Raw genomic sequence first — 18,483 nt, 5'->3', positions numbered from 1 at the left:
AACGCAAAGCAGGGCCGCCCGAACGGCATGCGATTGATGCTGTACAGGGGAATGCAATGAGTACCTTGCGCGATGCCATGAGCCACGCGGCTCTTGGCTGGGTGAAGCCCGAGTTGGACGAGACCCTGCGCCAGGTGCGCAGCGAGGTCGAATACTTCGTGGAAGATCCCGGCGACACCAGTCGCATGCGTTTCTGCGCCGGCTACCTGCACCAGGTGCAGGGCACGCTGCGCATGGTCGAGTTGTATGCCCCGGCGATGGTGGCCGAGGAGCTGGAGCAGCTGGCCAACGCCGTGCGCGACGGCGCGGTCACCGATCGCGACGAAGCCTGCGGCACGCTGATGCGCGGCACCGTGTTGCTGCCGGACTACCTGGAACGCCTGCAGAACGGCCATCGCGACATTCCGATCGTGCTGCTGCCGCTGCTCAACGAAATCCGTGCTGCACGCGGTGCTGAAGGCATCAACGAAAGCGTGTTGCTGGCCTTCAATCCGGATGCCAGCAACGCCACGCCGGACGAAGTGGAACACGCACGCGGCAGCCTGAGCGGGCGCAATCGCGAACTGCTCGATACCGTGGGCAGCGCGGTCAAAGAAGAATTGATGCGCATCAAGGATGCGCTCGATCTGCACGTGCGCACCGGCGGCAATCCCGCTGATCTGCAGGTGCAGGTGAGTGAGCTGGGCGCGGTGGCCGACACGCTCGGCGTGATGGGGCTGGGCGTGCCGCGCAGCATCGTCGGCCAGCAGCGCGATGCGCTGCGCGACGTGGTGTCCGGCGCGCGCATCATCGACGACAGTCTGTTGCTGGATATCGCCGGTGCGCTGCTGTACGTGGACGCATCGCTGGACGACCAGGTCGAACACCTGGGCGCCATACCCGGCGGCGAAGACGATGCGGTCACCGTGGAAACCCGGCGCACGGTGGAAGTGCTGGCGCACGAAGCCATTGCCAATTTCACCGCCGCGCGCGAATCGTTCGTGGCCTTCATCGAAACCAACTGGGACCACCAGCGTCTGGCCGAAGTGCCGCGCTTGCTGGAAGAAGTCAGCGGCGCGCTGCGTATGCTGGAAATCCCGGAGCCGGCGGGCTATCTGCAGGCCGTGCGCCAGTACATCCAAGCCGAGTTGATCGAACGCCAGCGCGTGCCCAGTGGCCGCCAGCTCGACACCTTGGCCGATGCGATGGCCAGCCTGGAGTACTACCTCGAAGCGCTGCGCGACCGTCGTCCTGGCCGCGAGGAAATTCTCGACATCACCCGCACCAGCCTGGAAACGCTGCGTTACTGGCCGCTGCCGTCAGCGTCGGGCGCGGCGGAACCGGTGACCATTGCTGCGCCGTTGGAAGCCGCCATTGCGCCGGCCGAAATCAACACGGCGCAGGAAACTGCAGCTGTGGCGGAAACACCGGCACCGACAGTAGCCGCCGCCGTCATGCCGCCACCGTTGCCGTCGCTGCTGGATGTACAGGCAACGACCGGCGCCGACATTCCGCTGGTGTTCGCTGCTGCGATCAACGCCAAGCCGGTGCCGGTTGAAGCCGATTCCGCGCCGGAAGTGGCGTCGGAATCGCAGGTGTTCGACCCGGTTGGTGCCGAAGATCTTTCGGTAGGCGAGACCAGTTACACGCTGGCGCCCATCGCGCTGGAAGGCTTCGAGCTTGACGCTGCGAGCGACGCCACGCCGCTCGAACCGCTTGCCTTCGATCCCATCGCCGCCGAGCTGGACGCGGCACCTGCGGCCTCTGCCGACGTCTACACGTTCGACAGCAGCCTGTTGGAACTGGACGTGGAAGACGCGCCGGCGCCCGTGTCGCTGTCGGCCACGCCGGTCTACAACTTTGATCTGGAGGCCGCCGACGCCTTCTTCGAGCCGGTGCTTGAAGCGCCGGTTGCCGCTGCCCCGGTGGTGGAAGCGCCGCTGGATTGGCAGCTGGATGCCGCACCGCTGGCCAATGCCGAGCTGGAGCCGCTGGAACTGACCGTCGACGACAGCCGCAATGTCGAAGCTGACGTGCCGGCTGTCGTGGTCGACACCGAAGTCGACGCCGAGACCGCCGCGTTCATGGCCGAGCTCAACGCGGCCTCCGAATCGTTCGATGGCTTCGCCGCCGCCGCAAACGCTGCCGAGCCGGTTGCCGAAGTCGCACTGGCGCAGGCCGCAAGCGTGACGGCTACGCCGTTTGCCGGCGCTGCCACGCATCAGTTGGAAGGTGGCTTCATCGACAACGGTGATGCCATCGACCAGGACATCCGCGAAGTCTTCATCGAGGAATTCGACGAAGAACTGGTGAACCTGGGCAACCTGCTGCCGGCATGGCGCGCTGCGCCGAACAATGCCGAGCGCCTGCGCCCGGTGCGCCGCGTGTTCCATACGCTCAAGGGCAGTGGCCGCCTGGTCGGCGCCCGCACTCTGGGTGAGTTCAGCTGGAAGATCGAGAGCATGCTCAACCGCGTGCTTGACGGTAACCGCCCGGCCAGCCCGGCCGTGGTGGCGCTGGTCAATCAGGCCTACGACGTGCTGCCGGAACTCAATGCCGCACTGCGCGGCACCGGCACCATTCAGTCCGATCTGATCGCCATGCAGGACGTCGCCGAGCGCGTTGCCGCCGGCGAGGAAGCCTTCCACATTGTGGGTGCGACGGAGGCCACTGCGGCCATCGTCGAACCGGCGCATGAAGCATCGCCGTTGGGCGACGACGGCGAAGGCATGCCGGCCTCGGTGGACAGCGTGCTGCGCGAGATTCTGGAAGCTGAAATCGGCGTGCACCTGGAAACGGTGAACCGCTGGTTGGCGCAATCGCAGCTGCAGCCGCAGCCGGCGTCGGAAGAACTGCTGCGCGCCGTGCACACCATGAGCGGCGCGTTCGCGATGACCGACGTGCCGGTGATCACTGGCATCACCACGCCGGCCGAATCGTTCGTGAAGCGTTCGTTGGCGGCCGGCATCGTTCCGACCGCGAGCGGCGTTGGCGCGCTGGCGCAGATGGCGACCGCCGTGGCGACCACCATCGCTGCGCTGCGTGATCCGTCGCCGCGCATTCCGGCATTCCCGGGTGTCGCTGAGCGTCTGCAGACGCTGGCCGATGCGCTGCCGGATGCCAAGTGGCCGCCGATGGCGATGGATGACGACCTGGCATTTGCCGATGACGCGTCCGAGTTCGACGCCGCAGGCGAAGCCGAGCAGGCCGCGGTGCAGGAAGCGCCAAAGGCCGAGTTGGAAGGCGTGGAAGACCTGTCGGCTTACTTCGACCCGACCTTGCTGGAAGGCACGCTCGGCGATCTGCCGTCGTTCCTGTCCGAGCCAGCGCGTCCGGCAGCCGCGTCGCAGGACGAAGGCCTCGTTGCCACGCCGGATCTGTCGTTCGTGGATGCCCCGGCCTTCATTGCGCCGGTCGAAGAGACTGTCGAGCCGGCGTTGATCGATGCGTTGAACGTTGGCGATATCGATACGTTGGATCTGGTCGAAGTCGAAGCCGAAGCCGAGAACGCCAGCCTGGACGAAGCGGTAGTGGCAGAAGAACTGCCCGCATCGGTACCGCTGGTTGAAGAAATCGCGATTGAAGAAGTCACACTCGTTGAAGCCGATCTGGAAGACGTGGCATTTGCCGCTGTCGCGCCGGTCGGTACCGACGAGGTGGCTGACGACGAAGCCGTTGCCGTGCAGGACGTGGATTCGTTGAACAGCGGCGCTGCGCCGGGCGACGCTGCGGACAGCACGGTCGATGCCGCTGCGGCGGTCGAGACCTCCGTTGTCGAAGACGATACAGCCGAAGCTGTCGAAGCTGTCGAAGCCGTCGAAGCCGTCGAAGTTGCAGAAGCTGCAGAAGACGTTGTTGACGCTGCCGCCATCGAAGAAGAAATCGTTGCCGCTGAAGTCGATGCGGCCGAGGCGAACGACGCTGCGCCGCGGGTTGAAAGCAGCGATGTGACCGACGCCGAACTGTCGATTGAATCCGAAGCCGCTGATGCCGCAAACGATGACGTCATCGACAACGCAGATGCCGTGGAGGTCGCCGCTGTCGAACCGACCTCGGCCGATGACAGTGAAGCAACGATTGCATCGGTAGACGTCGTTTCGGTAGATGTTGCCGAGACGGAAGAAGCATTGGACGTCGTCGACGCTGCAGCATCTGTCGACGCTGTTGAAGCCGAAGCCGAAGCCGAAGCCGAAGCCACCGAAGACGCCACAGCCGAAGAAGTCCTCGCCGAAGCGACCATCGCCGAAATCGAAGACAACACCGAAAGCGAAGACAACACCGAAAGCGAAGACCTGCAGCCGGCCGACGCGGTCGCCGAACTGCCGCCCGAGCCGGTCAAGATCACGCTGGCGCCGCTCACCGCGCCGCTGCCGGAAGACGCCGCAGCGCCGGTAGTCGTTGCGTTGGTCGCGCAGTTCGATGCCGGCCCGCTGGACTTCAGCGAGCTGGATCGCGAACTGATCGACATCTTTGTCGAGGAGGGCAAGGACCTGCTCGACCATTGCGATGGTCTGGTCAGCGAGCTGCGTAGTGCGCCGGAAGACCGGGAAGCATTGGCCGGCCTGCAGCGCGATCTGCACACCCTCAAGGGTGGCGCGCGCATGGCGGGCATCAATGCCATCGGCGACCTTGGCCACGGCATCGAATCGTTGCTGGAAGCCGTTGCCGCCAACCGCACCGAGATGACCCGCAGCGATGTACAGCTGCTGGAGCGCGGTTTCGACCGCCTGCATCAGTTGCTGCTCCGTACCGGCGAACACCGCGCGGTGCAGATGCCGACCGATGTGATCGAAGCGTTTGAAGCGCGGACCGAAGGCCGTGCCGAAGCCGTCGCCGCACCGGTGACCGCCTCGGTGGTCAACGCTGCAGCGGTTAACGTTAAACAGTCTTCCGTGGTTGTTGTCCCGCAGCCGCTGGCCGTCAACGAGCCGCTGTCGGCGCCGTTGGCCGACGAGCAGGCAAGCGAGGATGACGGTTCGCCGCGTGGGCAGGAACAGGTGCGTGTGCGCGCCGACCTGCTCGACAGCCTGGTCAACCACGCCGGTGAAGTGGCGATCTACCGCTCGCGTCTGGAACAGCAGCTGGGTGCCTTCCGTGGCGCCATGGCCGAGCTGGACCGCACCAACGCACGTCTGCGCGATCAGCTGCGTCGTCTGGATCTGGAAACCGAAGCGCAGATCGTCGCGCGTTACCGTCGCGAACACGAACAGGCCGATCAGACCTTCGATCCGCTGGAACTGGACCGTTTCTCGACGCTGCAGCAGTTGAGTCGTGCGCTGAACGAATCGGCGGCCGACTTGGGCGGTTTGCAGGGTGTGCTGGACGATCTCTCGCGCAACTACGACGTGCTGCTGCAGCAGCAGTCGCGCGTCAGCTCCGAACTGCAGGACGGCCTGATGCGCGCGCGCATGGTGCCGTTCGATGGTCTGGTGCCGCGTCTGCGTCGTGTGGTGCGTCAGGCGGCGCAGGAAACCGAAAAGCAGGTGCACCTGAAGCTTGAAGGCACCCACGGCGAACTGGATCGCAACGTGCTCGACCGCATGGTCGCACCGCTGGAACACATGCTGCGCAACTCGGTGGCCCACGGCCTGGAGCAACCGGCCGCGCGTACCGAAGCGGGCAAGCCGGAAGAGGGCGAAATCACCCTGCGTCTGCGCCGCGAAGGTTCGGAAATCGTGCTGGAAGTCGGCGACGACGGTGCCGGTCTGGACCGTGAGGCGATCCGTCGCCGCGCCGAACAGCGCGGGTTGCTGGCCGCCGACGAAACGCTGGACGACACGCAGCTGGATCAGATGATCTTCGCTTCCGGGTTCAGCACCAGCGAACAGGTCAGCCAGTTGGCGGGCCGTGGCGTTGGCATGGACGTGGTGCGCAACGAAGTGCGTCAGCTTGGCGGCTCGGTGGACATCCACTCGGTACGCGGCCAGGGCGCGACCTTCACCCTGCGCCTGCCGCAGACACTGGCGGTCACCCAGGCGGTGTTCGTGCGTATTGGCGAAACCACCTACGCGGTGCCGGTGGCCTCGGTCAGCGGTATCGGCCGCATCTCGCGCGAGCGGTTTGATGCCGGGCAGGGCGGTTACCACTACAACGGCGAAGACTTCACCCTGTACAACCTCGGCGCTCTGGTCGGCCAGGCCGCTGCCAAGGCCGAAGGCCAGGCGGAAATTCCGCTGCTGCTGGTGCGCTCGGGCGACCTGCGCGCGGCCGTGGCCATCGACCAGGTGCTGGGCAACCGCGAAATCGTGGTCAAGCCGGTGGGCCTGCAGTTGGCCTCGGTGCCGGGCATCTACGGCGCGACCATCACCGGCGAAGGCAACGTGGTGGTGATTCTGGACGTGGCACCGCTGGTGCGTCGTCACCTGGCACAGCCGCAGCAGCCGGTGGAAACTGCCGTCGTCGCACAGCAGCGCCATGTGCCGCTGGTGATGGTGGTGGATGACTCGCTGACCATGCGCAAGGTCACCGGCCGCGTGCTGGAACGCCACAACTTTGAAGTGGTGGTGGCACGCGACGGTATCGAGGCGCTGGAGCAACTGGAAGAGCGCGTGCCCGACCTGATGCTGCTGGATATCGAAATGCCGCGTATGGACGGCTATGAGCTGGCCACCGCGATGCGTGCCGATGCCCGCTACAAGGGCGTGCCGATTGTGATGATCACCTCGCGCAGTGGCGACAAACATCGCCAGCGTGCCTTCGAGATTGGCGTGCAGCGCTACCTCGGCAAGCCGTATCAGGAGCTGGACCTGATGCGCAATGTTTATGACCTGCTGGGGATTGCACGTGTACGCGACTGATGATTCGGCCAAGCCGGTAGCCCTGTTGGCCCGCGCCGGTGCCGCCCGCGACCGCCTGCGCGAAGCGATCGCCGCTGCCGGCGGCCGCATCGTGCTGGAAGAGGATCCCAACGAACTGGATGCGGCAGCGCTCGACGCCGCCGCACCGCAGGTGGTGCTGGTGGCGCTGGAGCCGGCGGTGGAAGACGCATTGGAGCGTCTGGAAACCGTGCTTGAAGCGCCGCACCTGAGCCTGTTGTTTGAGGAGGCTGAACTGGCTGCGCGCCGGGAAGGCTGGGAAGCACAGCGCTGGATCCGCCATCTGGCAGCCAAGCTGCAAGGCCACCAGAACGTGTTGCCGCCGGGTTCGGAAAGCGAATTGGCCGACGCCACCAACGCTGTGCAGGCAGTGCCGGAAGTGGCAGTGCAGGCAGCGGAGTCGGCGCCCAGCGCGCCACTGAATTTCGAGCTGGAAGATGCAGCAGCAGCGCTCAGCGATTGGCAGCCGGATGCGCCGCGATTCGAGCCGATGGCCGACGACGCCCGTCCCGAAGTCCTGGATTTCGAGCAGTTGATCGCAGCCTCGGCGACGGAGACAGCACCCGCGCAGGAAGCACCGCGCAGCGCTGCGGTTCCGCCGCCGCTGCCGCCGCTGGATACCACTGTGGTGGAACCGGAGGCCGCACTGCCGAAGCCGGCTGGTGATTTCAACAGCTGGTCGCTGCTGGAAGACGACGGCTATGTCGCTGAACCGGTCACGGTCGACGTGGAAAAAGAACAGGCGCCGGTCCTGGCCAGCCTGCTCAACCGCGAGTTTTCGCTGGTCGAGATTGATGCTGGCGAGGCCGATGCAAACGGCGCGGTGTTGCTGCTCGCCGGTGTGGGTGGCCCCGATGCTGTGCGTCGTGTGTTGGCCGGCCTGCCGGAAGATTTCCAGCACCCGGTGTTGGTGCAGCTGCGCCTGGACGGCGGACGCTACGCCAATCTGGTCAAGCAGATGGCGCGCGCCACCGTGTTGCCGGTGGCACTGGCCGATCCGGGTCAGCCGCTGGTGGCTGGCAACGTCTACATCCTGCCGGACGCGATGGGCCTGGAGTTGTCTGGTGCTGGTTTGAGTTTCAGTGCCGAACAAAACGATCTGCTGTCGGCGATGCCGCCGGCACGCAGCGCGGTGATGATGCTCAGTGGCGCCGACGTGGCGTTGGTGCCGCAGGTGCTGGAGTTCGCCAGCAAGGGCGGTTGGGTGGCCGGGCAGGTCGGTGAGGGTTGCTACGATCCCGCCGCTGCCAGCCAATTGGCCGCCGCCGAAATGACCGCTGGTGATCCGGAATTCCTGGTCGCCGAATTGGCCGTGCACTGCGCCGGCTGATACCGCCGCGATCAAGGAACAGACGATGAGTTATGCAAACAATGACGAAGTACGCGGTGTCCTGATCCAATCCGGCAACGAGCGCGTGCTGCTGCCCAACGCCACCGTGGCCGAAATGATGTCGCGCGTGCCGGTGGAACCCATCGCCAATGCACCGCATTGGCTGATCGGGCAGATTGCCTGGCACGGCTGGAGCGTGCCGCTGCTGTCCTACGCCGGCTTGAGCGGCCACGGCCACGAAACGGTGACCACCAACAACAAGGTGGTGGTGCTCAAGGCGCTGGGCGGAAACCCGGACCTGCCGTACTTTGCGTTGCTGACCCAGACCTTCCCGCAGTTGATCGCGGTGCCGCGTGACGGCCTGCTGGCCGACGCATCGGAAGAAAGCCTGCCGGCTGGCGTGCACATGCGCGTGCTGCTGGGCGAGCAGAGCGCACTGCTGCCGGATCTGGATGCGATTGAAAGCGCCGTGGTCACGGCCCTGGCGGCCGCTGCCTGAGCACGCAGGCGGTCCGTTTCGGACTGCCGCAGCGCTCCCGATCCAAGCCACGCGCGCGGGCCGCGATACGCGGCCTTGCCAGCGGCTTGGTCCGTTTGCAGCCATTGAATTGAATGCGGGCACCCCCGCAGGCACCATCCCTTGCTTGTCTGCGGGAACGCAAAGGAGTGCGGAATGGAAAGCTGCGCCAAGGCCGTCAGTCGTTTTTCGGTTCCCCTTGCTCGCCGCGTGCTGCCATCGCTGATGGGCGCGCTGCTGCTTGGCTGCTCGGGGGCGGCCCAGCAAGGGCCGGCGGATGCGGCAGCGGATCATGTCTCACTTGAGGAGGCCTTGCAGGGTTTCAGCAACTGCCGCCTGCATGGTTTTTACCGAGAGGGCGACCCGCTCGAACCGGTCAATCCGTATTTCCGCCAACGCGGCCTGTTGATCCCGTGCGAGGTCGATGATGCGGCCGAGATCGCCTATTTCTGTGTCAAGGACAGTTTCCACGGGCTGCCGGTGGATCGCATCGAAATGCCTTCTTCCACCGCCACGTTCGCGCAGGGCCTGCACTTCACCGTGCCGCTGGAACAGGCGCGCGCCGTGCTGCTGCGAACGTTGGGCTCGGATTTCGCCCGCAGCGCTGCATCGGACGAAGGCAATGCGCCGGAGCTGATGGAAATTCCGGAGGACCCGCAGCGCTCGGCGCTGTTGTGCATCCAGCCGTTCGGCTGATGCCAGCGTAAGGCCCGTGCTTGAAGCCCCTCTCCCGCGGGCGGGAGAGGGGTTGGGGTGAGGGGAGATCGAAGTCGCTGCAATGACAGCTGCACAATCTTCCCGAAGCCAAAGCAAAAGCTGCCCTCATCCGCCCCTACGGGGCACCTCGCTCCGCGCCCCGGCCTCGCACAGCGTGCGAGGCGTTCAGTCATGCACGAGCCGGTGGCTCGTAAGCCGCATGCCTTCACCCCGCATGCGGGAGAAGGGCGGTGATCAGGCATTTCCGGCGCTTCAGCGCCGTAGGCTGGGATGGAGCGCAGCGTAATCCCAGCTATGCCGCCAACGAGGGGTATGCGCGGACGGCGCTGGGAGTTCTTCCCAGCCTACGCATGCGGTTTGCTTTCCCCGCGTGCTTACAAATCCCCCAACCGCGCCTGCAACGCCGCCACAGCGGCCAGACCGGCCGTTTCGGTGCGCAGGATGCGTGGGCCCAGCTGCAGGCCCTGGAAGCCGGCCTCGGCCAGCTGCTGGCGATCACGCGGCGACCAACCGCCTTCCGGGCCGATGGCAATCACCACGCCATTGGCCGGGGCCGCCGACAATGACGCCAGCCGGTGCTCGCCGAGCGGGTCGAGGGTCAATCGCAAGGTCTGTTCCGGCAAGCTCGCTGCGGCGGCCGCCAGCGATTGCGGCGCACTGATCGCGGGAATGCGGGCGCGGCCGGATTGACCGCAGGCCGAGCCGACCACATTGCGCCAATGGGCGATGCGCTTTTCGGCGCGGGCTGCATCCAGTTTGACTTCGGTGCGCTCGGCGTTGACCGGGATGATGGCGCTGACGCCCAACTCGGTGGCCTTCTGCAGGATCAGGTCCATCTTCTCGCCGCGTGCGATGCCCTGCAGCAGCGTGATCGGCAGCGGCGATTCGTTGTCCACCGCCAGTGCGCTGTCGATCCGCACCAGCACTTCACGTTTGCTGACCGCGGCAATGGTGGCGCTGTAATCGTGGCCGTCGCCGTTGAACAGCACGCAGCTGTCACCTTCGCGCAGGCGCATTACCCGCACCAGATGATTGGCCGCTTCTTCCGGCAACGGCAGGGTCTGGCCCACGCTGAGCGGCAGTTCGATGGGGGAGCGGGTCAGGCGCATGCGGAGGTCTCGGTAGGGCGGGGGCGGCTGGGGCGGGCCGGGTCTGCTAGCATTTCGGGCTCATGAGAACGTATCAGCCAATGCGCATTCTATCGGTCGTCTGCATTCTTGCCGGGGGCGACGCATGACCCGCCCGCTGCCGTTGATTCACAAAATCGTGGAAGAACACATCGGTCCGTTCCGTCAGGAACATCTGGATCTGGAGTTCTCCAACGGTGAACGCCGCCACTTCCAGCGCTTGGTCAGTGGCGGACATGGCGCGGTGGTCGTGGTGCCGATGCTCGATGACGAAACCGTGCTGCTGGTGCGCGAGTACGCCGCTGGCCTGCACCGCTACGAGTTGGGTTTGGTGAAGGGCCGCATCGATGCCGGTGAGAACCCGCTGCAGGCCGCCGATCGCGAGCTCAAGGAAGAAGCCGGCTACGGTGCGCGCCAGTTGGATGTGCTGCGCAGCCTGACCCTGGCGCCTACGTATATGAGTCACCAATCGTGGCTGGTGGTGGCGCGCGATCTTTATCCCGAGCGCCTGCCCGGCGACGAACCCGAGGAGCTGGAAGTGGTGCCGTGGAAACTGGCTGATCTGGACAAACTGATGCTGCGCGACGATTTCTCCGAAGGCCGTTCGCTGGCGGCGCTGTTCATCGTCCGGGAGTGGTTGGGGAGCCAGCGATGAGCGGGCTGGACGCTGCCGTGCGCGAAGGCGTCATCGGCATTGCCGAACAGGCGGGCGCGGCGATCATGCAGGTCTACGCCCACGGTTTTGATATCGAACAGAAGGCCGACGACAGCCCGGTGACCACCGCTGATCTGGCCGCGCACCGGCTGATCGTGCAGGGCCTGACGCAACTGACTCCGGATATCCCGGTGCTGTCGGAGGAGTCGGCCCACGTTGCGTGGGAAACCCGTCGTCAATGGCAGCGGTATTGGTTGGTCGATCCGCTCGACGGCACCCGCGAATTCATCAAGCGCAATGGCGAGTTCAGCGTGAACATCGCCTTGATTGATGGTGGCGTGTCGGTGTTTGGCGTGGTGCAGGCGCCGGTGACTGGCGTGATCTGGCACGCCGAGCGCGGTGCCAAGGCATACCGTCGCGAAGGTGCGCAGCAGAACGCGATCAACACCCGTGTGCCGCCGGTCGCTCCGCTGCGGGTGGCCGCCAGCCGCTCACATCGCGGTGAACGCACACAGACGTTGTTGGCACGGATGGGTGAGATTGAAGTGATCGCGCAAGGCTCGTCACTGAAATTCTGCCGCATCGCCGAAGGCACGCTCGACGTGTACCCACGCCTGGGGCCGACCAGTGAGTGGGACACCGCGGCCGGTCAATGCGTATTGGAAGCGGCCGGTGGCGTGGTGCTGGCCGCCGACAGCGGCCTGCCGTTCCAGTACAACCAGCGGCCGCGTCTGCTCAATGGCGACTTTGTCGCGCTGGGCGACGCAACGTTGCCGTGGCGGGATTGGGTCGCCGGGCTGTAAGCCGGTGGCTGCAGATTGCGAGTGTTTCAAGCGCCGGCAACCGCCGGCGCAATGCTGATGAGAGCGAGGCGAACATGTCCGAGTTGAACGATATCCAGTCGCTGTTGAAGATCATGGCGCGCCTGCGTGATCCAAACGGTGGCTGTCCGTGGGACCTGGAACAGGACTTCGCCAGCATCGCGCCGTACACCGTGGAAGAAGCCTATGAAGTGGCCGACGCCATCGACCGCAACGACCTGGTCGACCTCAAGGATGAGCTCGGCGATCTGCTGCTGCAGGTGGTGTTCCATGCGCAGATGGCCAGCGAGCAGGGCGCCTTTGATTTCGGTGATGTGGTGGCGTCGATCAACAACAAAATGATCCGCCGCCATCCGCATATTTTCGGCGACGCCGAGGCCGGTGATGCGGCCGAGGTCCTGACCAACTGGGAAGAAATCAAGCGCGGCGAGCGCGCTGCCAAGGGCGAACAGGATCACTCCGCGCTGGCCGGTATTTCGCGTGGCCTGCCGGAATGGCTGCGCGCCACCAAGCTGCAGTCGCGCGCCGCACGCACCGGCTTTGATTGGCCCGATGCTGCGCCGGTGCTGGACAAGCTGCGCGAAGAAATCGACGAAGTGCAGGCCGAGTTCGAGGCCGCACCGGTCGCTGACAACCAGGCGCGGCTGCAGGAAGAGCTCGGTGATGTGTTGTTCGTTGCTGCCAACCTGGCACGTCACGCCAAGGTCGATGTCGGCACCGCATTGCGCCAGGCCAATCACAAATTCGAGCGCCGCTTCCGTGCGATGGAAGCGCTGGCGGCCGCGCAGGGCAGTGAGATGACAGCGCTGACACTGGAGCAGCAGGAAGCGCTGTGGCAGTCGGTCAAGCGCGATGAAAAGGCGGCTGCGTCATGAAGACGCTGCTCCTGTTCCTGGTGACCGCGCTGGCCGAGATCATCGGCTGCTATCTGCCGTGGTTGTGGCTGCGCAAGCAGGGCAGCCCGTGGCTGCTGGTGCCGGCGGCGGCGAGCCTGGCGCTGTTCGCCTGGCTGCTGACCTTGCATCCCACCGCAACCGGCCGCGTCTATGCCGCGTACGGCGGCGTGTATGTCTGCGTGGCGCTGTTGTGGCTGTGGCTGGTGGATTCGGTCAAACCCTCGCGCTGGGACCTGCTGGGCGGAAGCCTGTGCCTGCTGGGCATGGCGGTGATCATGTTCGCGCCGCGCAGCAACTGAAGGTCGTATCCTCCCGCAGGGATACCCGGGAGCAGGCCATGTCGCGGTTCAGCAGTTTCCGTCAGTTCTATCCGTACTACCTGCAGGAACACCGCAACGTGGTGAGCCGGCGGTTGCACTTCATCGGCAGCTGGGGCGTGCTTGCGTGTCTGGCAATGGCGCTCTGGCACCGCAACGGTGCATGGCTGCTGGCGGCGTTGTTGTGCGGCTATGGCTTTGCCTGGGTGGGCCATTTCTTCTTCGAGAAAAACCGCCCGGCGACCTTCCGCCACCCGTTCTATTCATTTGCCGGCGACTGGGTGATGTTCGTCGACATCCTGCGCGGCCGCGTCACGATCTGATCCGATCCGCAGGAGCGGCCTCGGCCGCGAAGCTCACAACGCTTCCGACGACCATCATTTCTGCAATCACAAAGACTGCCGGCGGCGGATGCACCGATAGCCTCGCGGCTGAAGCCGCTCCTACAAAACAGCCCGGCTGCCCAGGTAACAACGCGCCCTTCCCCCCTCCCGCTGAATGGCGCAGGGCCGCGACACCGCGCTTCAATCACGATTTCACCCTGCACGCCGATGGCTATACTCGGCCCAACATCATAGGGCGGGAGCAGGCATATGGGCGGTGGCGCAGGTGTTCTGGCAATGGTCGTGGTGGTGGCGGGCATCATCATCCTGTTCAAGACGGTGCGGATGGTGCCGCAGGGGTACGAATGGACCGTGGAGCGCTTCGGCAAGTACACGCACACGATGTCGCCCGGCCTGCATTTCCTGATCCCGGTCGTCTACGGCGTGGGCCGCAAGATCAACATGATGGAACAGGTGCTGGACGTGCCCAGCCAGGACGTCATCACCAAGGACAACGCAGTCGTGCGCGTGGACGGCGTGGTGTTCTTCCAGGTGCTGGACGCGGCCAAGGCCGCCTATGAAGTCGCCCATCTGGAAGTGGCGATGATCGCGCTGGTGCAGACCAACATCCGCACCGTGATCGGTTCGATGGACTTGGACGCCTCACTGAGCCAGCGCGAAACCATCAACGCGCAGCTGCTCAACGTGGTCGACCAGGCCACCAATCCGTGGGGCGTCAAGGTCACCCGCATCGAGATCCGCGACATCCAGCCGCCGCGTGATCTGGTTGATTCCATGGCGCGGCAGATGAAGGCCGAGCGCGAGAAGCGCGCGCAGATTCTGGAAGCCGAAGGTCTGCGTCAGGCCGCGATCCTGCGTGCCGAGGGTGAAAAGCAGGCTGCGGTGCTGGACGCCGAAGGGCGCAAGGAAGCCGCCTTCCGCGATGCAGAAGCACGCGAGCGCCAGGCCGAAGCCGAGGCCAAGGCGACCACGCTGGTGTCCCAGGCCATCGCCGAGGGCGACGTGCAGGCCATCAATTACTTCATCGCGCAGAAGTACGTGGAAGCTTTCGGCAAGCTGGCCACCTCGCCCAATCAGAAGCTGGTGCTGATGCCGATGGAAGCCACCGGCGTGATCAGCTCCATTGCCGGCGTTGCCGAGTTGGCCAAGGAAGCGTTCGCCAAGCAGGAAGAACGCCGACCCGCCGCCGCGCGCGGCAACCCGCCACCACTGGAGCGCTGAGTCATGCGTTGGGAAGTCGTGATCTGGGCCGCGTTGGCGGTCGCCTTGTTCGCCGCTGAAGCCTTGGCGCCTGGCGCATTCATGCTGTGGATGGGCGTCGCCGCGGCGGCGGTGTTCCTTACCGTGTGGGCGTTCGAGGGCATGACCGTGCTGCTGCAGGTCATCCTGTTTGTGGTGCTGAGCTTCGTGTCGATCCAGGTGTACCGCACCTGGTTCCGCAAACGCGACCGCCAGAGTGAGCAGCCGTTGCTCAATCGCCGTGCCGAACAACTGGTCGGCCGCGTGGTGGTGCTTGAACAGGCCATTGCCGATGGCATCGGGCGCGCGAAAATCGACGACGCGTTCTGGGTGGTCGCCGGGCCGGACCTGCCCAGCGGCAGCCGCGTGCGGGTGGTCGCGGTGGATGGCATGACCTTGAAAGTCCAGCAGGCTTGACCTGTCTGCGGCACCCCGTGTGGCGGTGCCGCAGGTTTTACCGGTAACCATCTGGGATAATGGCGCACCCTTTTTAGTGGAACGGCCATGACCCTGAAAACCCTGCTCAACGAAACCCACCGCTCGCTCGGCGCCAAGATGGTCGACTTCGGCGGTTGGGACATGCCGATCCATTACGGTTCGCAGATCGATGAGCATCACCTGGTGCGCAACGCCGCCGGCATGTTCGACGTCAGCCACATGACCGTGGTCGACCTGAAGGGCGCACGTACCCGCGAGTTCCTGCGCCACTTGCTGGCCAACTCCATCGACAAGGTCAAGGTCACCGGCAAGGCGCTGTACTCGTGCATGCTCAATGCGCAGGGCGGCGTGATCGACGACCTGATCGTGTACTTCCTGGCCGATGATTTCTTCCGCATGGTGGTCAACGCCTCCACCCGGGAGAAGGACCTGGCGTGGATCCGCCAGCACGCCGCCGCGTTCGACGTTGAAGTGGTCGAGCGCGAAGACCTGGCCATCATCGCCGTGCAGGGGCCGCAGGCCCGCGCGCTGGTCGCCGGCCTGGTCGCCGAATCCGATCGCGCTGCGCTGGACAAGCTGGGCCGGTTCGCCGCACTGGATGTCACCGCCGCCGACGGCACGCCGCTGTTCGTCGCACGCACCGGCTACACCGGTGAGGACGGTTACGAAGTGTTGTTGCCGCAGAGCGCGGTTGTCGCCTTCTGGAACGCACTGCTTGCCGCAGGCGTGAAGCCGGCCGGCCTCGGCGCGCGCGACACGCTGCGCCTGGAAGCCGGCATGAATCTTTACGGCCAGGACATGGACGAAGCCATCAGCCCTTACGAAGCCGCGCTGTCGTGGACGGTGGCACTGGATGACCTGGCTGACGGAACCCCGCGCAACTTCATCGGTCGCCCGGTGTTGGAAGCGCAGAAGGCCGCCGGCAACGCGCGCCAGATGATCGGCATCGTGATGGATGACAAGGGCGTGCTGCGCCACGGCCAGAAAGTGCTCACCGCCAATGGCGAAGGCGAAATCCTGTCCGGCACGTTCTCGCCGACGCTGGGCAAGGCCATTGCGTTCGCCCGCGTGCCGGCCGGCGCGCCGACGGATGTGCGCGTGGATATCCGTGGCAAGGAAGTGCCGGTGCGCGTGGTGAAGTTCCCGTTCGTGCGTGACGGCCAGGCACAGGCCGGCATCAATCTTTGAGTTTTGTAGGACCGGGCGCAGGCGTCAGCCAGTGCCCGGTTGGTTAAACTAGCGTTCCATCCCGACCACCGTTTTTTTCGGAGCAGTTCCATGAGCGAGATCCCTGGCGACCTCAAATTCCTCAAGTCCCACGAGTGGGCCCGTGCCGAAGGCAATGGCCGCGTCACCGTTGGTATTTCCGACCACGCCCAAGGTTTGCTGGGTGACCTGGTCTACGTCGAGCTGCCGGCTGTCGGTGACACCGTGCAGGCCGGCAACGGCGCTGCCGTGGTCGAGTCGGTCAAGGCTGCTTCGGACGTCTACAGCCCGGTGTCCGGCACCGTGGTCGAAGTCAACGAAGCGGTGACCGACAAGCCGGAAACCATCAACGAAGATGCGTACGGCGACGGTTGGCTGTTTGTTGTCGAGCTGTCCGAGCCGGCGGAGTTGAACGACCTGCTCGGTCCGGACGACTACGCACAGATGCTGGAAGACGACGAACACTAAGTTCCCGTGATCCAAAAAACGGCCGCCTTCGGGCGGCCTTTTTTTTTACCCGCACCGGCATCGCAGTGGGCGGAGCAGGTGCAGTGCACGTGCTGCCGGCCGTCGTCGAGGTGATCGCGTTGCAGTTGCCGGGTGCGTCGCGAATGTCATCGCCATGTGATGAAAGACGACGGGTACAGCGCCTGCGATGCGCATCGAAACGGATGCATGCGTGGATGCATCGGACGACAGAAGGTCATGTCGCGGCTGGGCGAAGGTGCAAAAAATTCTGCGCAAAATGATCGCTGCACACCGCAATGCATGACCGGAAGATGAAATATTTTCAAGGCGCTGCGTGCGGCACTTTCGGTGCGTTAGCGGTGTGGTAAGGCGTCCGTCGCAGGTGCATGGTTGTACGCGATATGTTTGTCGTAATGAAATAAAAGTGCATTTTCCTCGACGTTTTTTTGCATTCGTGTTTTTGTGGCGTGCTTCAACACGGCAACGATGACGGTGCATGGCCGGTCGTTGCCAGGTAGGCGGGGGAGGATGGGCGGGGGGCGGGTAGAAAAAAAATGCAGCAAGATAGTTGACAGTAAAAAAAACCGTGATTAGGTTTCGCCCAGCAGACCTTTCTGCGGAAGCGAGTGAGCCGAATCAACATTCAGACGCGAAGCACAACTTGGACGTCCGCCAGGATCTCTTCAATGGTGGAGCAGGACTCGCTTCCTTCCGCGAAACACCCCCCCGAATTAGACATGGCACCCGCAGCGGGCACCGATGCGGGTGTTTCTGTATCCGGCACGACGCGCCAGACGCGTCGTCGGTCCTCCGCGGTTCACCGCGGATTTGCTTCAACTGGGCATTTCAATTCCATAGATCACTGACGAGGAACCATTCCATGGCCACGAAAAAAGCTGCTAAGAAACCGGCCGCCAAAAAGGCGGTAAAGAAAGTTGCCAAGAAAGCTGCTGTGAAGAAGGTCGCCAAAAAGGCAACCGCCAAGAAGGCAGTGAAGAAGGTCGCCAAGAAGGCCACCGCCAAGAAGGCAGTCAAGAAGACTGCAAAGAAGGCAGTGAAGAAGACCGTCAAGAAGGCAGCTGCCAAGAAGACCGTCAAAAAGGCTGCGGCCAAGAAGACCGTCAAGAAGGCCGCCAAGAAGACTGCTAAAAAGGCAGTGAAGAAGACCGTCAAGAAGGCTGCGGCCAAGAAGACCGTCAAAAAGGCTGCCAAGAAAGTAGCCAAGAAGGCCGCTGCCAAGAAGACCGTCAAGAAGGCTGCGGCCAAGAAGACTGTCAAAAAGGCTGCCAAAAAAGTAGCCAAGAAGGCTACTGCCAAGAAGACCGTCAAGAAGGCTGCGGCCAAGAAGACTGTCAAGAAGGCCGTAAAGAAGGTTGCCGCCAAGAAGCCGGCTGCCAAGAAGGTCGCTGCGAAGAAGAAGCCGGTCGCCCGCAAGAAGAAGGCCGCTCCGGTCGCGCTGCCGGCAACCCCGGCGCCGCTGATCTGATCCAGCGTCACTAGCACTACCTGAAACTCCTTCCCCGACTGCCCAGCGGGGAGGGAGTTTTTTTATGCGCGATTTGCGCCGTCGACGCCTCGGCTGTTCCCTTTTCCCCTTGCGGGACAGCAGCCCCC

15 protein-coding genes are annotated in these 18,483 nt (G+C 64.4%); 14 read left to right on the top strand and 1 reads right to left on the bottom strand.

Annotation, left to right across the window (positions count from 1 at the left end):
* The first annotated feature begins 56 nt into the window (after positions 1-56).
* The 4 genes from ACREP4_RS15015 to ACREP4_RS15000 all read left to right on the top strand — a co-directional run bounded on the left by ACREP4_RS15015 (position 57) and on the right by ACREP4_RS15000 (position 9,337).
* Entirely contained in the window at positions 57-6,776 is a 6,720-nt protein-coding gene (locus ACREP4_RS15015) for an Hpt domain-containing protein (protein WP_431596998.1), read from the top strand.
* A complete protein-coding gene (locus ACREP4_RS15010) occupies positions 6,742-8,124 on the top strand; it encodes a chemotaxis protein CheB (RefSeq protein WP_431597061.1) in 1,383 nt (460 codons plus the stop codon). The genes ACREP4_RS15015 and ACREP4_RS15010 overlap by 35 nt, the downstream gene beginning before the upstream one ends.
* Before the next feature lie 25 nt (positions 8,125-8,149).
* The gene (locus ACREP4_RS15005) at positions 8,150-8,623 is read left to right on the top strand and encodes a chemotaxis protein CheW (RefSeq protein ID WP_431596997.1); all 474 of its coding nucleotides are present in this window, start codon (positions 8,150-8,152) and stop codon (positions 8,621-8,623) included.
* 174 nt (positions 8,624-8,797) lie between these two features.
* Positions 8,798-9,337, top strand: a complete 540-nt coding sequence (locus ACREP4_RS15000) for a hypothetical protein (protein WP_431596996.1) — start codon at positions 8,798-8,800, stop codon at positions 9,335-9,337.
* A 395-nt stretch (positions 9,338-9,732) separates the two neighbouring features.
* On the opposite strand, the gene ACREP4_RS14995 is transcribed toward ACREP4_RS15000, so the two are convergent.
* Positions 9,733-10,467 carry a 16S rRNA (uracil(1498)-N(3))-methyltransferase gene (locus ACREP4_RS14995; RefSeq protein WP_431596995.1) on the bottom strand — a complete coding sequence of 245 codons (735 nt, stop codon included), beginning with the start codon at positions 10,465-10,467 and terminating at the stop codon, positions 9,733-9,735.
* A 124-nt stretch (positions 10,468-10,591) separates the two neighbouring features.
* Between ACREP4_RS14995 and nudE the strand changes: the two genes are divergently transcribed.
* The 10 genes from nudE to ACREP4_RS14945 all read left to right on the top strand — a co-directional run bounded on the left by nudE (position 10,592) and on the right by ACREP4_RS14945 (position 18,355).
* Positions 10,592-11,140, top strand: coding sequence for an ADP compounds hydrolase NudE (gene nudE, locus ACREP4_RS14990; RefSeq protein ID WP_431596994.1), 549 nt, complete (start codon positions 10,592-10,594; stop codon positions 11,138-11,140).
* The gene (gene cysQ, locus ACREP4_RS14985) at positions 11,137-11,943 is read left to right on the top strand and encodes a 3'(2'),5'-bisphosphate nucleotidase CysQ (protein ID WP_431596993.1); all 807 of its coding nucleotides are present in this window, start codon (positions 11,137-11,139) and stop codon (positions 11,941-11,943) included. Before nudE ends, cysQ begins: the two co-directional genes overlap by 4 nt.
* Positions 11,944-12,017: 74 nt before the next feature.
* Entirely contained in the window at positions 12,018-12,836 is an 819-nt protein-coding gene (gene mazG, locus ACREP4_RS14980) for a nucleoside triphosphate pyrophosphohydrolase (protein ID WP_431596992.1), read from the top strand.
* Positions 12,833-13,156, top strand: a complete 324-nt coding sequence (locus ACREP4_RS14975) for a YnfA family protein (protein ID WP_431596991.1) — start codon at positions 12,833-12,835, stop codon at positions 13,154-13,156. Before mazG ends, ACREP4_RS14975 begins: the two co-directional genes overlap by 4 nt.
* Before the next feature lie 38 nt (positions 13,157-13,194).
* Positions 13,195-13,497: an Mpo1-like protein gene (locus tag ACREP4_RS14970; protein ID WP_431596990.1), complete on the top strand. Its 303-nt coding sequence runs from the start codon at positions 13,195-13,197 to the stop codon at positions 13,495-13,497.
* Positions 13,498-13,767: 270 nt separating this feature from the next.
* Positions 13,768-14,739 carry an SPFH domain-containing protein gene (locus ACREP4_RS14965; RefSeq protein ID WP_431596989.1) on the top strand — a complete coding sequence of 324 codons (972 nt, stop codon included), beginning with the start codon at positions 13,768-13,770 and terminating at the stop codon, positions 14,737-14,739.
* 3 nt (positions 14,740-14,742) lie between these two features.
* Positions 14,743-15,174, top strand: coding sequence for an NfeD family protein (locus ACREP4_RS14960; RefSeq protein ID WP_431596988.1), 432 nt, complete (start codon positions 14,743-14,745; stop codon positions 15,172-15,174).
* Between the two features lie 87 nt (positions 15,175-15,261).
* A complete protein-coding gene (gene gcvT, locus ACREP4_RS14955; RefSeq protein WP_431596987.1) occupies positions 15,262-16,383 on the top strand; it encodes a glycine cleavage system aminomethyltransferase GcvT in 1,122 nt (373 codons plus the stop codon).
* 90 nt (positions 16,384-16,473) lie between these two features.
* Positions 16,474-16,869, top strand: a complete 396-nt coding sequence (gcvH, locus tag ACREP4_RS14950; RefSeq protein WP_431596986.1) for a glycine cleavage system protein GcvH — start codon at positions 16,474-16,476, stop codon at positions 16,867-16,869.
* Positions 16,870-17,749: 880 nt separating this feature from the next.
* Positions 17,750-18,355 (top strand): hypothetical protein, encoded by a 606-nt coding sequence (locus tag ACREP4_RS14945; RefSeq protein ID WP_431596985.1) that lies wholly within the window; start codon positions 17,750-17,752, stop codon positions 18,353-18,355.
* Positions 18,356-18,483 lie beyond the last annotated feature (128 nt).

Source organism: Stenotrophomonas sp. (assembly GCF_050737575.1).
Lineage (GTDB): Bacteria > Pseudomonadota > Gammaproteobacteria > Xanthomonadales > Xanthomonadaceae > Stenotrophomonas.
The sequence above is the reverse complement of the archived record's forward strand: the minus strand, read 5'-3'. Positions and strand labels throughout refer to the sequence as shown.

Coding starts and splice junctions, on each gene's coding strand:
- ACREP4_RS15015 (WP_431596998.1), top strand. CDS start 57: ATGAGTACCTTGCGCGATGCCATGAGCCACGCGGCTCTTGGCTGGGTG.
- ACREP4_RS15010 (WP_431597061.1), top strand. CDS start 6,742: ATGACCTGCTGGGGATTGCACGTGTACGCGACTGATGATTCGGCCAAG.
- ACREP4_RS15005 (WP_431596997.1), top strand. CDS start 8,150: ATGAGTTATGCAAACAATGACGAAGTACGCGGTGTCCTGATCCAATCC.
- ACREP4_RS15000 (WP_431596996.1), top strand. CDS start 8,798: ATGGAAAGCTGCGCCAAGGCCGTCAGTCGTTTTTCGGTTCCCCTTGCT.
- ACREP4_RS14995 (WP_431596995.1), bottom strand. CDS start 10,467: ATGCGCCTGACCCGCTCCCCCATCGAACTGCCGCTCAGCGTGGGCCAG.
- nudE (WP_431596994.1), top strand. CDS start 10,592: ATGACCCGCCCGCTGCCGTTGATTCACAAAATCGTGGAAGAACACATC.
- cysQ (WP_431596993.1), top strand. CDS start 11,137: ATGAGCGGGCTGGACGCTGCCGTGCGCGAAGGCGTCATCGGCATTGCC.
- mazG (WP_431596992.1), top strand. CDS start 12,018: ATGTCCGAGTTGAACGATATCCAGTCGCTGTTGAAGATCATGGCGCGC.
- ACREP4_RS14975 (WP_431596991.1), top strand. CDS start 12,833: ATGAAGACGCTGCTCCTGTTCCTGGTGACCGCGCTGGCCGAGATCATC.
- ACREP4_RS14970 (WP_431596990.1), top strand. CDS start 13,195: ATGTCGCGGTTCAGCAGTTTCCGTCAGTTCTATCCGTACTACCTGCAG.
- ACREP4_RS14965 (WP_431596989.1), top strand. CDS start 13,768: ATGGGCGGTGGCGCAGGTGTTCTGGCAATGGTCGTGGTGGTGGCGGGC.
- ACREP4_RS14960 (WP_431596988.1), top strand. CDS start 14,743: ATGCGTTGGGAAGTCGTGATCTGGGCCGCGTTGGCGGTCGCCTTGTTC.
- gcvT (WP_431596987.1), top strand. CDS start 15,262: ATGACCCTGAAAACCCTGCTCAACGAAACCCACCGCTCGCTCGGCGCC.
- gcvH (WP_431596986.1), top strand. CDS start 16,474: ATGAGCGAGATCCCTGGCGACCTCAAATTCCTCAAGTCCCACGAGTGG.
- ACREP4_RS14945 (WP_431596985.1), top strand. CDS start 17,750: ATGGCCACGAAAAAAGCTGCTAAGAAACCGGCCGCCAAAAAGGCGGTA.